Below are 19,494 nucleotides of genomic sequence, written 5' to 3'. Positions count from 1 at the left end.
ACCGGCCCGGACGCCCCGGCCGGGCCGCAGATTTCCTTATCCAGAAACGGTCTTGAAACGCCCGGAAACCCGCATGGGCGCTGGCGCATAAACTTATCCATATAAGCCGCGAACCAAAAAATAGTTGGTTTCCGTGCAGTGCCCTCCTACAGTCGCCGGTTCTTGGTGGCGCTGGACGCACCGCACTTCAAGACTTTCACACGATGTACCAATACACAGATTTCGATCGCCAGTTCGTGCACCTGCGCGCGGCGCAGTTTCGCGACCAGCTGGAACGCTGGCAGGCCGGCAAGCTCCCGGAGGACGATTTCCGTCCGCTGCGGCTGCAGAACGGCTGGTACGTCCAGCGCTATGCACCGATGCTGCGCGTGGCCGTGCCCTACGGCGAGCTCTCGAGCCGCCAGCTGCGCGTGCTGGCCCGCATCGCGCGCGAGTACGACGAGCCCGAGGCGGCCGTCTACCAGAAGGCGATCGAGACCCAGGGCAAGCTGGGTTCGCTCAAGCTGCCCACGCACTATGCGCACTTCACCACGCGCCAGAACGTGCAGTACAACTGGATCCCGCTGGCAAAGAGCGCCGACGTGATGGACCTGCTGGCTTCGGTCGACATGCACGGCATCCAGACCAGCGGCAACTGCATCCGCAACATCACCAGCGACGAGCGCGCCGGCGTGGCGGTTGACGAGGTGGCCGATCCGCGCCCCTTCGCCGAGATCATGCGGCAGTGGAGCACGCTGCACCCCGAATTCGCCTTCCTGCCGCGCAAGTTCAAGATCGCGATCACCGGCGCCACCGAAGACCGTGCCGCCACCGGCTGGCACGACGTGGGCCTGAAGCTGATCAAGAACGAGGCCGGCGAGCTGGGCTTCCGCGTCCAGGTGGGCGGCGGCATGGGCCGCACGCCCATCGTGGGCAGCGTGCTGCGCGAGTTCCTGCCCTGGAACCAGATCATGAACTACCTCGAGGCCGTGGTGCGGGTCTACAACCGCTACGGCCGGCGCGACAACATCTACAAGGCGCGCATCAAGATCCTGGTCAAGGCCGAAGGCCAGCGCTACATCGACGACGTCGATGCCGAATACCGGCAGATCCTCGAACACGACGGCGCGCCGCACACCATCACGCAGGCCGAGTACGACCGCGTGGCCGCCTCCTTCGTGCCGCCCACGCTGGCCACCCGCGTGCTGCAGAGCGCCGAGCAGACCGAGGCCGCGCTGCGCCAGCAGGCCGCCGAGGACGTGCAGTTCGCGCGCTGGCTGGCGCGCAACGTGGCGCCGCACCAGAACCCGGCGCTGCGCGCGGTCACGCTGTCGTTCAAGCGCCTGAAGCAGGCGCCCGGCGATGCCTCGGCCGACCAGCTCGACACCGCCGCCCGCCTGGCCGACCGCTTCAGTGCTGGCGAGGTGCGCGTGACGCACGACCAGAACCTGCTGCTGCCCTGGGTGCATGCCGAAGACCTGCACGCGCTGTGGCTGGCCGCGCGCGAGGCCGGCTTCGCGAGCGCCAACGTGCACCTGCTGACGGACATGATCGCCTGCCCCGGCGGCGACTTCTGCGCGCTGGCCAACGCGCGCTCGATCCCGATCGCCGAAGCCATCACCGAGCGCTACCAGGACCTCGACGAGCTCGACGACCTGGGCGAGATCGACCTGCACATCAGCGGCTGCATCAACTCCTGCGGCCACCACCACAGCGGCCACATCGGCATCCTGGGCGTCGACAAGGACGGCAAGGAGTGGTACCAGGTCACGCTGGCCGGCTCCGACGGCTCCGACCTCAGCGGCCCGGCCCAGGCCGGCAAGGCGGTCGGCCCCTCCTTCTCGGCGGCCGAAGTGCCCGAGGTGATCGAGGCCGTGCTCGGCGCCTACCGCGACACCCGCAACGCGGGAGAGACCTTCATCGACACGCTGCGCCGCGTGGGCCACGACCCGTTCAAGGCCGCTGCCAACGGTGCGCGCTTCAAGGCCGAAGAGGTGGCAGCATGAGCCAGACCCTCAAACTTCTCGCCGCCGAAGACCACGTCGACGACGGCGATCCGCGCGTGCTGCAGCTGGCCAACGACGCCGACCCGCAGGCGATCGAGGTCTGCCTGCAGGACATCGACCGCATCGACCTGCACTTCCCGAAGTTCACCGACGGTAGGGCCTACAGCCAGGCCTTCCTGCTGCGCCGTCGCATGGGCTTCAAGGGCGAGATCCGCGCCACCGGCGACGTGCTGATCGACCAGCTGGTGCAGATGGAACGCACCGGCTTCACCAGCGCCGTGCTCAAGGAAGGCGTTGACGCCTCGGCGGCGCAACGCCAGTTCGAGCGCTTCTCGGCTTTCTACCAGGGCGATGCGGTGAACGTCGCGCCGCACTTCGTGGCTGCCCCGGGCGCCTGAAGCCCTCCCGTTCAGCCGCGCTGCGCTTCCTCGAAGGCGGCGCGGTCGAACAGTTCGAAATACAGCACCTCGGACCACTGAAGCCCCAACGGGTTCTCGGTGGCGCCGCTGCGCGTGCTGTCGCAGCCGTCGTCAAGCCGCAGGCCGAAGAAGGCATCGAGCGGCGCTTCCTGTTCTGCGCGCAGCGCCGCCTGCAGCCGCTGCGCGGCCTGGGCGATGTCGTCCGGCAGCGCGTCGAGCGCCGCACCCGCTGCAATGCAGCGCGCGATCTCCGCTTCCACACAGCCGCGCAGGCCCTCTTCCGTCTCCTCCGACATGCAGTCGAGTTCGACCGTCTCCAGCAGCAGGTGCTCGTCGCGATGGGCTTCGAGGAAGGCGATCGTCTCGTCGAGTCCGGCCAGCAGCTGCGCGCTCGCCACGGGCTTCGCCACCACCGCGACCGGCACTGCTTCCGCCTGCGGCGAGACGAAGCGCTTCAGGCGCTCCGCCAGCGTGGGCGCCTTCGGCACCGGGGGCGGCGCCGGCAAGGGCGGCAGCGTGACGAGATGGCGAACGATCGCAATGAAACGCTGCACGCGCGCAAAGCCCGTGGCGAAGTCGCTGCCGATCGCATGCAGGCGGATCTTGTCGTCGGGCTCGTCGCCTTCCAGGCCGTCGGAGATCAGCGAGGCGCAGAGCCGCGGATCGCCGGACATCAGCAGCCGGTACATGAAGGGCACGTCGTAGGGCCACTCGGACAGGCCCGAGATCGTCTCCGGGCGGTCTGCGTAGGAGGCGGGACGATTGCTCAGGCTGTAGAGATAGGAGCGATTGGCCATCGGTGTGAGCGGTTGGATGCGGTGCTTTCATTCTAGGGAGCACCGCTCGCGCCTTATCCGGATTCACCACCGAACCGCGCCGCAACCCGCATGGTTGCTGGTGCATTTGCTTATCCGCATGAAGCGCGAACAAAAAGATCGTTTGCTTTCATAAGGCCTCTGCCTAAAGTTCGGGCCTCCACCGGAATCCTCCCCATGAGCAGCATCGACCTCGCACACGTCAACACCGAACTCGGACGCAATGCGCCCGGCCTCGTGGACTGGGCCCTCGGCCTGGGCCAGCCCGCGATCATCACGACCAACTTCCGGCCCTTCGAAGCCGTGATCCTGCACCTGGTCACGCGCGTCAGGCGCGACGTGCCGGTGGTCTGGATGGACAACGGCTACAACACCGAAGCCACCTACCGTTTCGCCGACGAGGTGACGAAGCAGCTGGGCCTGGACCTGCACATCTACCTGCCGCGCCGCTCGCGCGCGCACCGCGAGGCCGTGGATGGCCCCACGCCCGCGCTCGACGATCCGCGCCATGCGGCCTTCACCGAAGAAGTGAAGCTCGAGCCCTTCGCCCGTGCGCTGCGCGAGACCGCGCCCAGGGTCTGGTTCACCGCGCTGCGCGCCACCGACACCGCCGTGCGCGCGCAGATGGACCCGGTCAGCATCAACCCCGACGGCCTGATCAAGGTCGCGCCGCTGCTGCACTGGTCGTCGAAGGATCTGTACGAATACTGCGAGGCGCACGGCCTGCCGAACAACTTCGACTACGTGGACCCGACCAAGGGCGAAGACAACCGCGAGTGCGGCCTGCACCTCTCGCACTGACGACATCGCTCCCTCCGCTCCCACCATGAACGCCCGCACCGACATCGACATGCTGCAACCCACGCACACGGCCCCGCGCCTGTCCAACACGCACCTCGACGCGCTCGAGGAAGAAGCGATCTTCATCCTGCGCGAGGTGGCCGCGGCCTTCGAGCGTCCGACCCTGCTGTTCTCGGGCGGCAAGGATTCGCTGGTGCTGCTCAAGTGCGCCGAGAAGGCCTTCGGCACCGGCCGCATCCCCTACCCGTTGCTGATGATCGACACCGGCCACAACTTCCCCGAAGTGACCGATTTCCGCGACTTCCGCGCCAAGGAACTGGGCGCCGAGCTGATCGTGCGCAGCGTCGAGGACTCGATGGCGCGTGGCACCGTGCGCCTGGCCCACCCGGGCGAGTCGCGCAATGCGCACCAGTCGGTGACGCTGCTCGAAGCCATCGAGGAGTTCCGCTTCGACGCGCTGATCGGCGGCGCCCGCCGCGACGAGGAGAAGGCGCGCGCCAAGGAGCGCATCTTCTCGCACCGCGACGCCTTCGGCCAATGGCAACCCAAGGACCAGCGGCCCGAACTCTGGACGCTGTTCAACACGCGGCTGGCACCCGGCGAGCACTTCCGCGTGTTCCCGATCTCCAACTGGACCGAGCTCGACGTCTGGCAGTACATCGAACGCGAGCAGGTCGCCCTGCCCTCGATCTACTACACGCACAAGCGCGAGGTGGTCGAGCGCCGCGGCCTGTTGGTGCCGGTGAGCCCGCTCACGCCGGCACGCGAGGGCGAGACCATCCAGACCCGCGACGTGCGCTTCCGCACCGTGGGCGACATCACCACCACCTGCCCGGTCGAGAGCCTGGCGGCCGACGCGGGCGACGTGGTGCTGGAGACGCTCACGGTCGACGTGAGCGAGCGCGGCGCGACGCGCATGGACGACATGACGTCCGAAGCCTCCATGGAAAAACGAAAGAAAGACGGGTATTTCTGACCCACCCCCGATGCGGCTCACTTCGTGTAGCCACCTCCCCCTCAAGGGGGCGACGCCAGCGGCCCGGCAAAGCCGGTTCCGCGGTGTCCTGGGCACACCCCCGTCCCTCGCTCACTGCGTGTAGCTCGACTCCCCCCTCAAGGGGGCGACACCAGCGGCCCGGCAAAGCCGGTTCCGCGGTGTCCCTGGAAAAAGGAAAAAAGACATGACCGTTAGCACCCTTCCCACCGCCGTGGCAGCCGACACCGGCGCCGCGCTGCGCTTCATCACCTGCGGCTCGGTCGACGACGGCAAGAGCACGCTGATCGGCCGCTTGCTGGTCGACAGCAAGACCGTGCTGCAGGACCAGCTGGCCGGCGTGCAGCGCGGCGGCGAGACCGACCTGGCGCTGCTGACCGACGGCCTGTCGGCCGAGCGCGAGCAGGGCATCACCATCGACGTGGCCTACCGCTACTTCGCGACGGCGAAGCGCAAGTTCATCATCGGCGACGCGCCGGGCCACGAGCAGTACACGCGCAACATGGTCACGGCCGCCTCGAGCGCCGATGCGGCCGTGGTGCTGGTCGATGCGACCAAGCTGGCCTGGGCGGCCGAAGTGGGCGACGGCGAAGTGGTCAAGGGCGAACTGCTCGCGCAGACCCGCCGCCACGCGCTGCTGTGCCACCTGCTGCGTGTGCAGTCGATCGTCTTCGCGGTCAACAAGCTCGACGCCATCGCCGATGCCGAACTGGCTTTCGAGCGCATCTCGAACGCACTCCACGCCTTTGCCGAGAACGCCGGCGTACAGGTCGCGGCCATCGTGCCGATCTCCGCGCTCAAGGGCTGGAACGTGGTGTCGGCGCACCCCGACTGGTGCGGCTACCAGGGCCCGGCCCTGCTCGAATTGCTCGAAGGCCTGCCGGTCACCGCGCAGGACGAGGACGTGCCCTTCGCCTTCCCGGTGCAATGGGTGGAGAAGTTCTCCTCGTCGGCCGACACCTCGCAGGGCCGCCGCGTGTTCTGGGGCCGGGTCGCGAGCGGCCACGTGGAGCCGGGCCAGCGCGTCACCGTGATGCCCAGCGGCCAGAGCGCGACCGTGGCGCAGGTGCTGGGCCACACGCGCCAGCCCAAGGCCGTGCATGCGGGCCACAGCGCGGGCATCGTGCTCGACCGCGAGCTCGACGTGTCGCGCGGCGACTGGCTGCTGGCGCCCGACGCCTTCACGCCGGTGCGCGAGATCACCGCCACGGTCGCCTGGCTCGACGACGAGCCGCTGGTGCCGGGCCGCATCTACTGGGCGCTGCAGGGCCACCGCTGGGTCAAGGCCAAGGTGGCGCGCATCGTCGACCGCGTCGACATCGCCACGCTCGAATCCAGGCCCGCGACCCAGCTCGAGGCCAACGCCATCGGCGACGTGGTGCTCGCGCTCCAGCAGCCGCTGGCCGTGCTGCCCTTCACGCGTTCGCGTGCCCTGGGTTCGCTGGTGCTGGTCGACACGGCCAGCCACAAGACCTCGGCCGCGGTGCTGATTCGTCCCGCCCTCGGCTGAAGCCCGCACAACGCCCTTAAAATGCGGGGTTTCCCCCGATTTCACTTGACGACCGAGCTCCCTCGGCAATAGATCCTCATGACCCACGTCGTCTCAGAAAACTGCATCCGCTGCAAATACACCGACTGCGTCGACGTGTGTCCCGTGGACTGTTTCCGCGAAGGCCCCAACATGCTGGTGATCGATCCGGACGAATGCATCGATTGCGCCGTCTGCATCCCCGAATGCCCAGCCAACGCGATCTTCGCGGAAGAAGACCTGCCGGCCGACCAGCTCGCCTTCATCAAGCTCAACGCCGAACTGGCCCTGGCCGACGGCTGGAAGAGCATCACCAAGCGCAAGGCGCCGCTGCCCGATGCCGACGAGTGGAAAGACAAGCCCAACAAGGTCGCCGAGCTGGTGAAGTAAGGCGTCGATGACGTCGCCCTCACCGATCGGCCCGATCGAAACCGACGCGCTGATCATCGGCGCCGGCCCGGTCGGGCTGTTCCAGGCCTTCCAGCTGGGCCTGCTCGAGATCCGCAGCCACATCGTCGACACCCTGCCCCACGTGGGCGGCCAGTGCGTCGAGCTCTACGGCGACAAGCCCATCTACGACATCCCCGGCACGCCCGCGACCACCGGCCGCGGCCTGGCCGACGCGCTGCTGGCACAGGTCGCCCCGCTCCAGCCGGTGATGCACCTGGGCCAGCAGGTCGCCACGCTGGCGCGCGAGCCCGACGGCCGCCTGCGGCTGGGCACCAGCACCGGCACCGAATTCCTCGCCAGGACCGTGTTCATCGCGGGCGGCGTGGGCGCCTTCGTCCCGCGGCGCGTGACCATCGAGGGCATCGAAGCCTTCGAGGGCACGAAGCTGTTCTATCACCCGTCGGACCTCTCCCGCTTCGCCGGCCAGTCGGTGGTGGTCCAGGGCGGCGACGATGCCGCGCTCGACACCGCGCTGGCCCTGGTCGATGTGGCTGCCGAGGTCACGCTGCTGCATCGCCGCGACGGCTTCCAGGCCGAGCCGGCCAAGGTCGCGGCACTGCGCGCGCAGCTCGCGGCGGGCGCGCTGCGCTTCGTGGTCGGCCAGCCTTCGGGCTTCGACGGCACCGAGCTGGAAGTGACCCTGCCCGACACGCAGGTGGTCGCGCGCCCCATCGACGCGCTGATCGCCTGCCTGGGCATCTCGCCGCGGCTGGGCCCGATCGCCGACTGGGGCCTGGAACTCGAACGCAAGCAGGTGCCGGTCGAGACCGAGGGCTACCAGACCCGCGAGCCCGGCGTGTTCGCGGTGGGCGACATCAACACCTACCCGGGCAAGCGCAAGCTGATCGTCTGCGGCTTCCACGAGGCCACGCTGGCCGCCTGGGCCGCGACCGCCATCGTGTTCCCGGGCAAGGCCGTGCCGCTGCAGTACACGACCACCAGCACCCGCCTGCACCAGCTGCTCGGCGTCGGCTGAACGGCGCGCTCAGGCCCGCTTGATGAAGCGGACCTGTCCGTCGTCCTGAAGGCCGTCGTCGGTCCAGCCCAGGTGGCGGTAGAAGCCGTTGGCCCGCACGGCCCGGTCGCTGTCGGTGACCAGCCAGATCTGCGCGCAGCCGCGCGCGAACAGCCATTGCTCGGCCTCGGCCATCAGCAGGCGTCCCAGTCCCCGGCCCTCGCTGCCGTCGCGCACGAACAGCGCGAACACCGTCGCATCGGCCGCGTCAGCCATCGCGAAGGCCAGCACCCGGCCGTCTTCCTCGGCCACCCAGCCACGCCCGTCGCCTTCGAGCATGCCGGGCAATGTGTCGGGCGTGACGCCAATGACCGCCAGTTCGGCCATCGACATGTGGTTCTCTCGCACGCCCGTGCGGACTTCGAAGACGGCAGGGATGTCGGCGGGAAGGGCAAGGCGGATCTTCATGCAGCAAAGAATCGGGTCGAGGGTGAAAGGCCCCGATCGTACGGGCACCCCCGCATCGGGCTCAGCGGCCGTGCGCCGACGCGATGCCGTCGAGGATCACGTCGATGCCGGCCAGGAAGTCGGCCCGGTCGTCGTGCGTCGGCAGGCGGTCCGCGAAGCTGCGCGTGAAGGCGAAATCCTCGGGGTCCAGCGCCAGCCACCTGGCCGACATCGCCGCGAGGAACGCCTCCCGGTCGATGCCGTGCGTGCGGGCGAACTGCCCGTTGGCCGCGTTCTGCCCGCCCACGCCCAGGATGTAGTGCAGCAGCACCGACGCCGTGGCCCACTGCGCCGCGTCCGGCACGCCCAGCGCGCGGACCTGCCGGCCGATGCGCTCGACGATGCGCATCATCGGCAACTGCCCGGACGCGGCGGCCAGGGACGAGCCGACCCAGGGATGCAGGTCGATCGCGTCGAACAGGTCGCCTGCCAGCGTGCGGATCGTGTGATCCGGCGTTGCGCCAACGGCGCTGTCTTCGAGGGTGCGCGCGACGATGGCGTCGCAGGCCGCGCTCAGCAGGTCGTCCTTGTTCGCGACGTGCCAGTAGAGGGCGCCCGGGCCGGTGGCGAGCCGTTCGGACAGGCTGCGGAAGGTCAAGCCGCCTTCTCCGTTGCTGTCCAGCAACTCGATTGCTGCCTCGATGATGCGATCGCGCGAGAGCGATTCTTCTCGCCGGGGGGTGCTGATTTTTTTGGAAGCCATGGCCGCATCTTGACATGAATGGAATGTTGTTCCAACATAATGGAATGACGTTCCATGAACTCGCGGACTTCCCTGAAACCCATTTCCCCAAAGGAATCTCCATGCATCCCCGCATCGCGATCGTCGGCGCCGGCCTCGGCGGCCTGGCCCTGGCGCGCGTCCTCCACGTCCACGGCATCGCCGCCACGGTCTACGAAGCGGAGGCCTCGGCCGACGCGCGCGCCCAGGGCGGCCTGCTCGACATCCATGAACACAACGGGCAGCTCGCGCTCAAGGCCGCAGGCCTCTACGAGCAATTCCTCGACCTGGTGCTCCCCGGCGCGGACGCCAAGCGGGTGGTCGACCTGCACGGCCGCATCCTGATGGCGTGGCCGGGCAGCGGCACCCGGCCCGAGGTCGATCGCGGCGCGCTGCGCCGGCTCCTGATGGATGCCCTGCCGCCCGGCACGATCCAGTGGGGCCGCAAGCTCGGCGCGGCCATCCCGCTGGGCGACGGAAAACACCGGCTCGACTTCACCGACGGCACGCGCGTGGTCGCCGATCTGCTGGTCGGCGCCGATGGCGCCTGGTCCAGGGTTCGCCCCCTGCTGTCCGACGTGCTGCCCGCGTACGTCGGCACCTCGTTCATCGAGACGCATCTGTTCGACAGCGACACCCGGCACCCCGCCAGCGCGCAAGCCGTCGGCGACGGCACCTTGATGGCGATCGCGCCGGGCCAGGGCATCCTGGCCCACCGCCATGCCAACGGCGAGCTGCAGGCCTATGTGTCCCTGAACCGGCCCGAGGACTGGATCGCCGCGCTCGACTTCTCCGATCGGACGAAGGCCCTGGCCCGCATCGCCGACGAGTTCGAGCGTTGGGCGCCCGCGCTGAAGGCGCTGATCACCGACGGCGACACCGAACCCGTGCTGCGCCCCATCCATGCGCTGCCGATCGGCCATCGCTGGAACCGCGTGCCCGGCGTGACCCTGCTCGGCGACGCGGCCCACCTGATGTCGCCCTTCGCCGGCGAGGGCGCCAACCTCGCGCTCTGCGACGGCGCCGAACTGGGCCAGGCCATCGCCGCCCATCCTGGCGACATCGAAGCCGCGCTCGCGGCGTATGAACGTGATCTCTTCCCGCGCAGCAGCTCCGTTGCTGCCGAGACCGACCGGAACCTCCGGTGCTTCTTCGACGCCGACGCGCCCCAGAGCGTGGTGGCGCTGTTCACCGGCTACGCGTCTGGCCGCTGAGGCGCCGAGCCCGCCACCCGATCGGCCTGCGGCGGCCCGGACGCCATCGCCCGCCCCACCATGTGTTCGGCCAGCGTGTCGTACAGGGGCCGGCTGATCATCCGCGAAACCAGGCTGGCCAGCATGGCGGCCGCCATCAGGCTCAGCACCATGGCATGCCCGTCGACCATCTCCATCACGATGATGAAGGCGGTGAGCGGCGCCTGCGTCACCGCCGCCAGGAAGCCGGCCATGCCCATCGCGATGAGCGCCGGCCCCAGCTCGCCGCTGGTCAGGCCGGCCACGGCATCGCCGATGCCCGCGCCGATCGACAGCGAAGGCGCGAAGATGCCGCCCGGCACGCCGCACCAGGCGGTGAGCCAGGTGGCCACGAACTTGAGCACCGTGTACAGCGGCGTCAGTTCGTCGTGGCCCTGCAGCATCGCCTTGACCGCCTCGGACCCCGCACCGAAGGTGACGCCGCCCGTCACCAGGCCGATCACGGCCACCGCCAGCCCGCCCACGGCCGCGAAGCGCACCGGGAAGCGCGCGCGCCACCGGCCGAGGCGGCCCGGCGCGCCGGTGAGCGAGGCGATCAGCAGCCGGGCGAACAGGCCGCCGGCCGCACCGCTCAGCAGCGTGACCAAGAGGCCCGGCCCGAGCGCATCCCAACCCAGGCGCGGCACATGAATCACGCCGAAATAGCTGACATTGCCGAAGGCCGACACCGCCACCAGGCCGGCCAGCACGATGGCCGTGATGATCAGGCCGCTGGAGCGCGCCTCCAGCCGGCCCGACAGTTCCTCGATCGCGAACACCACGCCCGCCAGCGGCGCGTTGAAGGCCGCGGCGATGCCGGCCGCGCCGCCGGCCACCAGCAGCGCCCGCCCGTCGATGGTGGTGGCTGGCGAGAGCCAGCGGCGCGCGTGCTGCATGACGCCCGCCGCCACCTGCACCGACGGACCCTCGCGCCCGATCGACAGGCCGGCGGCAAAGCCCGCCACGCCCAGGCCGATCTTGGCCACCGTGAGCCGCAGCGACGCGAACATCGAACGCCGTTCCTCGGGCAAGGCCGGATGGAGCGCCGCCTTGACCTGCGGAATGCCCGAGCCGCTCGCGCCGGGAAAGAAGCGCAGCGTGGCCCAGACGATGCCGGCCGTGATCAGCGGCGTGGTCAGCAGCACGGCCCAGGGCCAGGCGCGGTAGAAGCGGTGGAATGCACCGAAGACCCAGTCGCTGGCGAAGGTGAAGCCCACCACGAAGAGGCCGGCCGCAATGGCATAGCCCAGCACGATGGCGCGGTCGAGCCACACGCGGCCGCCACGCAACTCGGCGCGCAGGTGTTCCAGAAAGTCCGGCTCTCGGTTCATCGGGGGCAGTGTACGCAAGCCCCCTTCATCGCGGCCGGGCCGCTCATTCGATCTTGAAGACGAACTCCTGCGTGGCCAGGATCTCCGCGTCGCCGGTGGTCTGGCATTCGTACTTCATCATGGCCGAGCGCACCGCGCCGTGATAGACGCGCGGCCCCGACAGGAAGCGCACCTCCGTCACATGCGTGCCCTTGATGCGCACCTCGGCCTTGACGACGCCGCCGATGCCTTCGTCCAGCGCCTTGCGCGGCATCTCGGGCTTGACTTGCCGGGGACAGGCCATCGCGATATCGGTCGATGCCGCCTTCGGTGCCGGCGGCGCCGGTGGTGCGGGCGGCGCAGGCGGCGCGGCGGGCGGCGGCGCCGCGGGCTCGACGCTCTGCACCGCCGTGATCGCCGGCGCAGAGCTCACGGGCGGCGTCACGGCCGGCGGCGGCACATAGGCCGGCCGCGGCGGCGGCGGCACCTTGGCCACTTCCTGGCGCACGATCTTCTTCGGAGGAGGCGGCGGTGGCAGAGGGGGCGGCGGTGGCAGCTTGACCTCGGTGATGATGGTCGCCTCCATCGGCTTCTTGATCAGCTCGAGCGCATGCCCGCCCAGGCCCGAGACCAGGCCGTAGCCGATCAGGCCATGGGCCAGCACCATCACGGCGATGCTCACCGGGCCGAAGCGGGACTTAGGGTTGAAGTCTTGGGCGCGCGTCATGGGATGAACTGCTCCGATCCGACGATGCCCAGCTTGGTCAGGCCGGTGCGCTGGGCCGCGGCCATCAGGCCGGCCACGATCTCGTACCTGGCGCGCTTGTCCGGGCGCAGGTGCACCTCGGGCTGCACTTCCTGCGCGGCCACCACCTCGAAGCGGCGTTCGACTTCGGCGCGGTCGGCCACGATCTCGCCGTTCCACAGCACGTTGCTGCGTTCATCGACATCGATGCGCAGCACCTCCGGCTTGAAGTCGCTCGGCGGCGGGTTGCCCGTGGGCATGTTCAGGTTCACGGCGTGCAGCTGGATCGGGATCGTGATGATCAGCATGATCAGGAGCACCAGCATCACGTCGATCAGCGGCGTGGTGTTGATGTCCATCATGGGCTCGTCGGAGGGCGCGCTGCGGCGGCGCCCCGGCTTGTCTTTTCGCATGGCTGTGTGTCTTCCTATGCGTTGTCAGTTGCGCGCGGGCGGCTCGGTGATGAAGCCGACCTTGGCGATGCCCGCGGCCTGGCAGGCATAGATGATCTTGCCCACCGGTTCGTAGTCGGACTGCCAGTCGCCGCGGATGTGCACCTCGGGCTGCGGGTTGAGCGCGGCCACCTTGGTCAGCTTGTCGGTGAGGCTCTGGGTGTCGCGCACCGGCGTGTCGTACCAGTAGATGCGGCCGGCCGCATCGACCGACAGCACGACGGTCTCCGGCTTGCTCTCGCGCACCTCGTTGCGTTCCTTGGGCACCTGCACCGGGACCGAGTAATTGACCACCGGGATGGTGATGAGGAAGATGATCAGCAGCACCAGCATCACGTCGACCAGCGGCGTGGTGTTGATGGCCGCGATGACCTGTTCCTCGTCGCCGCCGGCGGAGGGGATGTTCATTGCCATGGCGCGCCTCGCATGTCGTGTTGCGACAAGGGGGTCAGGCCGGGGTGCTGCTGGCCAGGATCACCGAGTGCAGTTCGCCGCTGAACTCGCGCACGTCGTCCATCACGGCGACGTTGCGGCGCAGCAGCCAGTTGTAGCCCAGCACCGCGGGCACGGCCACAGCCAGGCCGATGGCGGTCATGATCAGCGCCTCGCCCACCGGGCCTGCGACCTTGTCGATCGAGGCCTGGCCGGCCACGCCGATGGCGGTGAGCGCGTGGTAGATGCCCCAGACAGTGCCGAACAGGCCCACGAAGGGCGAGGTCGAGCCGACGGTCGCGAGCAGCGACATGCCGTTGCTCAGGCGACGCTGCACACGCTCGGTGGCGCGGTGGATGCACAGGTCCACGAAGTCCGCGAAGTCGACCTTGCCGCGCAGGCCGTCGTGCTTCTTGGTGGCGTGCACGCCGGCATCGGCGATGAAGCGGAAGGGGCTGGTGGGGGCGAGCTGCTCGGCGCCGCTCTTCACGCTGTTGGCGTTCCAGAAGGCATCGTCGACCTGCTTGGCCTGGCGGCCCATGCGCGACTGCTCGAAGAGCTTCATCGCGATCACGTACCAGCTGCTCATCGACATGATCACGAGGATCGCGAGCACGGCCTTGGTCACGGCATCGCTCTGGGCCCACAGGGCGCCGATGCCGTAGGGGTTGTCGGTCTTCACCGCGGCGGCGTGGGTGGTGGTCGGGGCCGGGGCGGCAGCGGCTGCCGTCGTCGGTGCCACGGCGGTCTGTGCGTGGGCCGGCAATGCGCCTGCCAGGCAGAAGGCCAGTGCCATCGCGGCGGCCGACACGAAGCGGGCGAGAAGCGTTTTCATCGGGAATGTCTCCAGGAAAAGAAAGTAGGGTTGCGCTCACGCATCCTTCGTGTGGACGTTCCAGCCACGGGTCTTGCCCCAGATGGCATGCACGTCGGAACCCGCGCCGCGCACGACGTGGTAACGGTCGTAGGGGGCGGCGGTCATGCACGCGTGGTGCGGCAGGATGCGCACGCGGCTGCCGACCGGCAGGGCCGCGAACATGGCCTCGACCGCGCCGTCGGTGTCGCTGTCGCAGGCGATGAGTCCGTGCTCCTGGTGCAGCTCGGCCACGCGCAAACCGGCCATCGGCGCCGCGCCGTCCACCTGGCAGACCAGCCCGAAGCCGAGGCCGTCGCGGAACTCGGCGGCGGATTCGTCCTTCGACAGCGCGAGCGCGCCGGCGTCGATGAGCACGCGGCGCGAACGCGGGTTGTGGCCGATCACGGTGGCCAGCACCGACAGCGCCACGTCCTCGATGTCGCAGATGCCGCGCGCAGCCTGGTCGAGGTCGAAGAAGGTGTACACGCCGGGGCGCATCTCCGTCACGCCGTCGAGCCGTTCGGCGCACACCGCGGTGGGCGTGGCACCCACGCTCACCACGTCGATCCGCAGGCCGGCCGCGCGCAGGCGCCCGGCCGCATGCACCGCACCGGCACGCTCGGTCTCGGCGATCGCGCGGATCGCATCCCGCCCTTCGACGTGGTAACTGTGGCCCGCATGGGTCAGCACGCCGGCGAGCGCGAACGCCTCGCTCTGCTGCACGGCGCGTGCGACGCTCAGCAGTTCGGCGTCGCCCGGCGCCAGGCCGCCGCGGCCGCCGCCGGTGTCGATCTCGATCAGCATCCGGAAGCTGGCGTCCAGGGCACGCGCCTCCTCGGCCGCCGACAGCACCGCCTCGACACGGTCGGCCAGCAGCGTGATGCGTGCACCGTAGGTGCGCTGGATGCGGTCGAGCGCCTCGATCTTGCTGGCGCTGATGCCCACGGCGTAGGTCAGGTCCAGGAAGCCGTGGGCCGCGAAGTAGTCGGCCTCGGCCACGGTCGAGACCGCGATGCCGCCGGCCTGGCCGCGGGTGGCCAGGCGCGCCACCTCGGCCGACTTGGAGGTCTTCAGGTGCGGGCGCAGCGCCACGCCGTGGTGCGCGGCGCGCTGCGCCATCGCTTCGCAGTTGCGCTCGAGCACCGCGCTGTCGAGCAGCAGCGCGGGCGTGGCCAACCCGGCCAGCGCCATGTGCACGGGCGCCTTCATGCGGCGCATCCCAGCGCGGCCATGACCCAGTCGACCTCTTCGACCACGCGGCTCACGAAGGGGGGCAGCACCACCAGCGTCATGTGCTCGGCACCTTCGACGCGATGCAGGCGGCTCCGCGTCGACAGCGCCGCATGCGACTGCTGGTAGTCGGGCCAGCGCCGCTGCACCTCGGCGGCCTCCTCGGCGCCGGGCGGCAGCTTGGGCATGACGGTCGCCGACAGCACCGACAGCGGACGCGCGCCCAGGTCGGGCGACGCGCCGGCCTGCCGGGCGACCTGCGCAAGGCCCTCGTGCTCCTTCACCATCGTGTCGATGGTTTCCGGCGTGTAGTTCGCGACCATCTGCCGCAGCACATGGGGCATGTCGGCAAAGATGGCCTGCACCGGCGCGAACTCCGGCGGCGGCGGGCCGCCGGCCTGGAACTCGGCACGCTTGGTGCGCTCGCCCGCCAGCACCTCCGTCGGCAAGCCCTTGAACACTTCGAACTGCGCCGGGTGGCTGGCGTCGAGCATCACCACACCGGCCACCTGTTGCGGGTACAGGCCGGTGTAGATGCGGTTCAGCAGGCCGCCCAGCGAATGGCCGACCAGCACGATCGGGCCGGTCACGCCGGCCGCGGCCAGCAGGGCATTCAGCCGTTGCGCATTGCGCTGACCGTCGAAGGGCGCATCGTCGGCCTCGCTCCAGCCCATGCCGGCGCGGTCGTAGCTGATCACCGGGTACCGGGTCGCGAGCGCCTGCTGCAGCCGCGCGTAGATCGGCGAGGCGCAGCCGCCGCCGGCCTCGAGCACCAGCGTGGGCTGCTGCGCGCTGGCCGGCATGGGGCCGCTGCGCTGCAGGTGCATCCTGCGGCCTTCGACGCTGTACAACTCGCCGGGTGCGGGCATCCAGTGCGGGCGGCGCACCTGCGGCGCGACGCGCTTGGGCTCTTCCACGCGCGGCCAGTAGTCGAGGTCGCGCACGCGGTACGGGAGCCTGGCGAAGTCGGTGCTCAGCGCGGCTGGCGTCGACACGTAGAGCACCGCGCTGGCGAGCGGGCCGAATTCCGCATGGAAGTGCTGCGCCGACTTCACCACGACCAGCTTCTTGGTCGCCAGGTCGATGCCCAATCCCGTGAAGAGGTCGCTGCCGATGACCTGGTTGCGCTTGCTGATGAGCACGATGTCCACGCCGTTGGCCGCCTGCACCCATACGCACGGGCCCATGGGCGTGTGGTTGCCTTCGACCAGGCCACGCTGCGAATGCGCATCCTTCACGGCCTTGACGGTCACCTGCAGGTCGATCGGGTCGCCCGAGGCCGGGCCGCACTTGCCGCCCAGCCGCAGCGCGAAGCTGGCGCCGACGCCCGCATCGCGGCACAGCTGCACCGCCCCCAGATCCCAGACGCCGCCGAAGGCCACGTCGGCGATGCCGCGCTCGATGATCGCGCGCAGCACGAAGGTGCTGTCGCTGGTGGCGCCGCCGCCGGCGTTGTCGGCCGTGTCGGCGATGACCACCGGGCCGCCCGTCAGGGCCATGGCCTGGTCGAGCGCCTGCGCGACCGGGATCGAAGGCACGCCGGTCTGGTGGCGCAGGTCCCAGAACTCGCGGCCCAGTTCCTCGGCGAGCCTGGCGGCCAGGGCCGGGTCGTTGTCCGTCACGACCCACAGCTTGGCGCCGGACTCCGGCACGTCGGCCCAGGGGAAGCCATGGCCCAGCGAGACCGAGAGCACGCCCGGCAGCTTCTCCGCGGCTTCCATGCGGCGCACGAAGCCGGCCATCGGTTCGCGCGTGGTGTGCCACTTGCCCACCATGCGGCAGTCGTGCACGGCCGTCACCGGCTTCACGCGGCCCTGCGCGGTGTCGACCACGATGCGGATCAGCTCCTGCAGGCGCTCCAGCGCGTCGGTGTGCGGATATTCCTTGTAGCAGATGATCACGTCCGCGCCGTGCAGCATCTGCTGCGTGAAGTGGCAGTGCAGGTCGAGCGACACGCCGATGCTCACCTCCGGCCCGACGATGGCGCGCACGCGCGCGATCAGGTCGCCTTCGCCGTCGTCGTAGCCGTCGGCCACCATGGCACCGTGCAGCACCAGGATCACCCCGTCGACCGGGCCGGCCTGGCGCAGGTCGTCCAGGATCTCGTCGCGCAGGCGCTGGTACACCGGGCGCACGATGCGTCCCAGCGGCTGGGCGAAGGCCAACAGGCTCTCGACCATCTCGTGGCCTTCGGCGGCCAGCTGCTTGCGCGCCTCCACCGCGAACATGCCGTAGCCGGTGGCGTCGCGCGTGCTGGCGTCGCCGTGGAAGATGCCGTATTCCTCGAAGCTGCCCAGCCCGGTCGGGGCGGGAGCGAAGGTGTTGGTCTCGGTGGCGAACAGGGCGGCGAAGAACTTCATGCGAGTGACTCCTGGCGGGCAAAGTGGATGTTCCGGGAGCGCGAGGTGTCCAGCCGAAGTCCCACGACCCGGCCGGCCTCGCGCTCCACGTTGAGGATCGATCGGCCCATCTGGCCCAGCACCGGATCGGTCGAGACCAGCGTCATCACGTCGGCCGACAACGGTGTCACCGCACAGGCGTGCATGCCGTGGCGGCCCTGCACCATGAACATCAGCGTGCCGTCGACCAGCGCCATCCGCGCGGTGGCGTCGAGGTCGGGGCTGGTGTAGTCGCCGCAGAGCTGCCCGGCCAGCGCGGCGACATCGGGCGCGGTCTCGGCCATGCGCTCGAAGCGGCGCGGCTGCCCGCCCTCGTGCAGCACCAGCGTGTCGGGCGTGCGCTGCGGATCGATGTCGCTGGCATCGAGCACGAGGTCGTTGGTGGGCAGGTCCTGCAGGTCCAGCCACAGCTTGCCTTCGCCCTGGTGCATCGGCTTCGCGGCAGAGGCCTGCCACGACATGCCCAGCTTGCCCGCGACGTCGGCGAAAGCGATCAGGCGACCGGTGGACGGCGCGTGGTAGCGCTGGCCGACCAGCGCGGGAAAGGCGCTGGCCAGGGGCCGCGCCTCGGGCGGCTGGAGCGCGTCGCCGAGCAGCAGTTCGACCGCCTTGAGGGCCAGCGTCGACGGTGCCACCGCGGCCCCGTTCGACATGACGATGATGTCCAGCCCGTGCGCCGGCACGCTCAGCATCTGCGACTGGGCGCCGAGCACCGCGCCCGCGTGATGGACGATCTCGACGCCGCGGTAGGGGTGGCGCGCCAGCCCGAACCCATAGCTCACCTTCGAGCCCGAGGACAGCGTGGTGGGTTCGGACAGCAGCGCCCAGCTCCTGGCGCTGCCCACGATCTTCTGGTCGCCGCGCATGTGCGCGAGCCAGCGCAGCATGTCGTCCACCGTCGACACCAGCGAACCGCCGCCGTCGAGCTCGCACGGATACAGGCCGCGCTGCCATCCGCCGGCGGGCGCAGGCATGTAGAGCCCGGCCAGGCCAGGCACCACGTCGAGGTCGGTCGCCACCGAGGCGGTGTCGGGCATGCCCAGCGGGCCGAACAGGCGCGTCTTGAGGAAGGCGTCGAAGCCCAGTCCACTCACGCGCTCGACGATCTTCGCCAGCAGGAAGTAGCCGCCGTTGCTGTAGACCATGTGGGTGCCGGGCTCGAAGTTGAGCTCGCTCTGCCGCGCCATGGCGGGCAGCCCCGGGCCCGGCCGGGTGAAGGTGAGGCCATGGGCGATGGCCCACAGCTCGTCGTGGCCGCGCCAGCCGCTGGTGTGCGTCAGCAGGTGGCGCAGCGTCGGGCCGTTGGCGCTCAGTTGCGGCAGTTCGGGCAGGTGCTTCTGCACCGCGTCGTCCACGCCGAGCAGGCCGTCTTCGGCCAGCAGCAGCACCGCCATCGCCGTGAAGTGCTTGCTGGTGGAGGCGATGCGCATGCGCGTGGTCGGCGTGAGGGCCACGCCCATCTCCAGGCTGGCCATGCCGACGGCGCGCCGGTACAGCAGGCGGCCGTGGCGCGCGATGCCGACGGTCAGGCCGGGCGCGTCGCCGCGGTTGAAGGGCGCCACCAGTGCGTCGATGGCGGCCAGTGCGGCCGCTTCGGCGGCAACCGCCGACGCGGGGATTTCAGGTACGGAAGGCAGGGGTTGGGGTGACATGGAAGGACAAC

The 19,494-nt window shown here is 69.8% G+C and carries 18 protein-coding genes and 2 pseudogenes; 8 read left to right on the top strand and 12 right to left on the bottom strand.

The features are described from left to right. Window positions 1-203 precede the first annotated feature (203 nt). Window positions 204-1,985, top strand: coding sequence for a nitrite/sulfite reductase (locus A9977_RS19105; RefSeq protein WP_183026448.1), 1,782 nt, complete (start codon window positions 204-206; stop codon window positions 1,983-1,985). Beyond that, window positions 1,982-2,383, top strand: a complete 402-nt coding sequence (locus tag A9977_RS19100) for a DUF934 domain-containing protein (protein ID WP_183026447.1) — start codon at window positions 1,982-1,984, stop codon at window positions 2,381-2,383. Before A9977_RS19105 ends, A9977_RS19100 begins: the two co-directional genes overlap by 4 nt. 11 nt (window positions 2,384-2,394) lie before the next feature. Here A9977_RS19100 and A9977_RS19095 read toward each other — a convergent pair whose 3' ends face one another. Beyond that, window positions 2,395-3,201: a hypothetical protein gene (locus A9977_RS19095; protein ID WP_183026446.1), complete on the bottom strand. Its 807-nt coding sequence runs from the start codon at window positions 3,199-3,201 to the stop codon at window positions 2,395-2,397. 195 nt (window positions 3,202-3,396) lie between these two features. Between A9977_RS19095 and A9977_RS19090 the strand changes: the two genes are divergently transcribed. The 5 genes from A9977_RS19090 to A9977_RS19070 all read left to right on the top strand — a co-directional run bounded on the left by A9977_RS19090 (window position 3,397) and on the right by A9977_RS19070 (window position 7,968). Then, window positions 3,397-4,020, top strand: a complete 624-nt coding sequence (locus tag A9977_RS19090) for a phosphoadenosine phosphosulfate reductase family protein (RefSeq protein WP_183026445.1) — start codon at window positions 3,397-3,399, stop codon at window positions 4,018-4,020. A gap of 25 nt (window positions 4,021-4,045) precedes the next feature. After that, entirely contained in the window at window positions 4,046-4,996 is a 951-nt protein-coding gene (gene cysD / locus A9977_RS19085; protein WP_183026444.1) for a sulfate adenylyltransferase subunit CysD, read from the top strand. Between the two features lie 205 nt (window positions 4,997-5,201). Beyond that, complete coding sequence (locus A9977_RS19080; protein WP_183026443.1) at window positions 5,202-6,524, top strand: sulfate adenylyltransferase subunit 1; 1,323 nt, start codon at window positions 5,202-5,204, stop codon at window positions 6,522-6,524. Between the two features lie 78 nt (window positions 6,525-6,602). After that, window positions 6,603-6,932 carry a ferredoxin FdxA gene (fdxA, locus tag A9977_RS19075; RefSeq protein ID WP_183026442.1) on the top strand — a complete coding sequence of 110 codons (330 nt, stop codon included), beginning with the start codon at window positions 6,603-6,605 and terminating at the stop codon, window positions 6,930-6,932. A gap of 7 nt (window positions 6,933-6,939) precedes the next feature. After that, window positions 6,940-7,968: an NAD(P)/FAD-dependent oxidoreductase gene (locus A9977_RS19070; RefSeq protein WP_183026441.1), complete on the top strand. Its 1,029-nt coding sequence runs from the start codon at window positions 6,940-6,942 to the stop codon at window positions 7,966-7,968. Window positions 7,969-7,977: 9 nt separating this feature from the next. On the opposite strand, the gene A9977_RS19065 is transcribed toward A9977_RS19070, so the two are convergent. Further along, window positions 7,978-8,415, bottom strand: coding sequence for a GNAT family N-acetyltransferase (locus A9977_RS19065; RefSeq protein ID WP_183026440.1), 438 nt, complete (start codon window positions 8,413-8,415; stop codon window positions 7,978-7,980). 61 nt (window positions 8,416-8,476) lie between these two features. Further along, window positions 8,477-9,157, bottom strand: coding sequence for a TetR/AcrR family transcriptional regulator (locus A9977_RS19060; protein WP_183026439.1), 681 nt, complete (start codon window positions 9,155-9,157; stop codon window positions 8,477-8,479). A 101-nt stretch (window positions 9,158-9,258) separates the two neighbouring features. Here A9977_RS19060 and A9977_RS19055 point away from each other — a divergent pair, with 101 nt between their 5' ends. Further along, window positions 9,259-10,389, top strand: a complete 1,131-nt coding sequence (locus tag A9977_RS19055; protein ID WP_183026438.1) for an NAD(P)/FAD-dependent oxidoreductase — start codon at window positions 9,259-9,261, stop codon at window positions 10,387-10,389. On the opposite strand, the gene A9977_RS19050 is transcribed toward A9977_RS19055, so the two are convergent. The 9 genes and pseudogenes from A9977_RS19050 to A9977_RS19015 form a co-directional block, all read right to left on the bottom strand. Continuing rightward, window positions 10,371-11,738, bottom strand: coding sequence for a chloride channel protein (locus A9977_RS19050; protein ID WP_183026437.1), 1,368 nt, complete (start codon window positions 11,736-11,738; stop codon window positions 10,371-10,373). The genes A9977_RS19055 and A9977_RS19050 overlap by 19 nt on opposite strands. A gap of 43 nt (window positions 11,739-11,781) precedes the next feature. Beyond that, on the bottom strand, window positions 11,782-12,444 hold the full coding sequence (locus tag A9977_RS19045) for an energy transducer TonB (RefSeq protein WP_183026436.1): 663 nt from the start codon (window positions 12,442-12,444) through the stop codon (window positions 11,782-11,784). Further along, window positions 12,441-12,875, bottom strand: coding sequence for a biopolymer transporter ExbD (locus A9977_RS19040; RefSeq protein ID WP_183026435.1), 435 nt, complete (start codon window positions 12,873-12,875; stop codon window positions 12,441-12,443). The genes A9977_RS19045 and A9977_RS19040 overlap by 4 nt, the downstream gene beginning before the upstream one ends. A gap of 24 nt (window positions 12,876-12,899) precedes the next feature. After that, a complete protein-coding gene (locus A9977_RS19035) occupies window positions 12,900-13,328 on the bottom strand; it encodes a biopolymer transporter ExbD (RefSeq protein WP_183026434.1) in 429 nt (142 codons plus the stop codon). Window positions 13,329-13,362: 34 nt separating this feature from the next. Further along, window positions 13,363-14,181 carry a MotA/TolQ/ExbB proton channel family protein gene (locus tag A9977_RS19030; RefSeq protein ID WP_183026433.1) on the bottom strand — a complete coding sequence of 273 codons (819 nt, stop codon included), beginning with the start codon at window positions 14,179-14,181 and terminating at the stop codon, window positions 13,363-13,365. Window positions 14,182-14,217: 36 nt separating this feature from the next. Then, on the bottom strand, window positions 14,218-15,411 hold the full coding sequence (locus A9977_RS19025) for an alanine racemase (RefSeq protein WP_220811909.1): 1,194 nt from the start codon (window positions 15,409-15,411) through the stop codon (window positions 14,218-14,220). Further along, a pseudogene (locus tag A9977_RS34355) lies at window positions 15,408-16,202 on the bottom strand (alpha/beta fold hydrolase); the annotation flags it as partial. The pseudogene A9977_RS34355 and the gene A9977_RS19025, both read right to left, overlap by 4 nt. Before the next feature lie 150 nt (window positions 16,203-16,352). Then, window positions 16,353-17,792: pseudogene (locus A9977_RS34350) on the bottom strand (M81 family metallopeptidase); the annotation flags it as partial. Beyond that, window positions 17,789-19,483, bottom strand: coding sequence for a serine hydrolase (locus A9977_RS19015; protein ID WP_183026431.1), 1,695 nt, complete (start codon window positions 19,481-19,483; stop codon window positions 17,789-17,791). The pseudogene A9977_RS34350 and the gene A9977_RS19015, both read right to left, overlap by 4 nt. Window positions 19,484-19,494: the final 11 nt, after the last annotated feature.

It is taken from the genome of Variovorax sp. UMC13 (assembly GCF_014170375.1).
In the GTDB taxonomy this organism is placed as follows: Bacteria; Pseudomonadota; Gammaproteobacteria; order Burkholderiales; family Burkholderiaceae_C; genus Variovorax.
The sequence above is the reverse complement of the archived record's forward strand: the minus strand, read 5'-3'. Positions and strand labels throughout refer to the sequence as shown.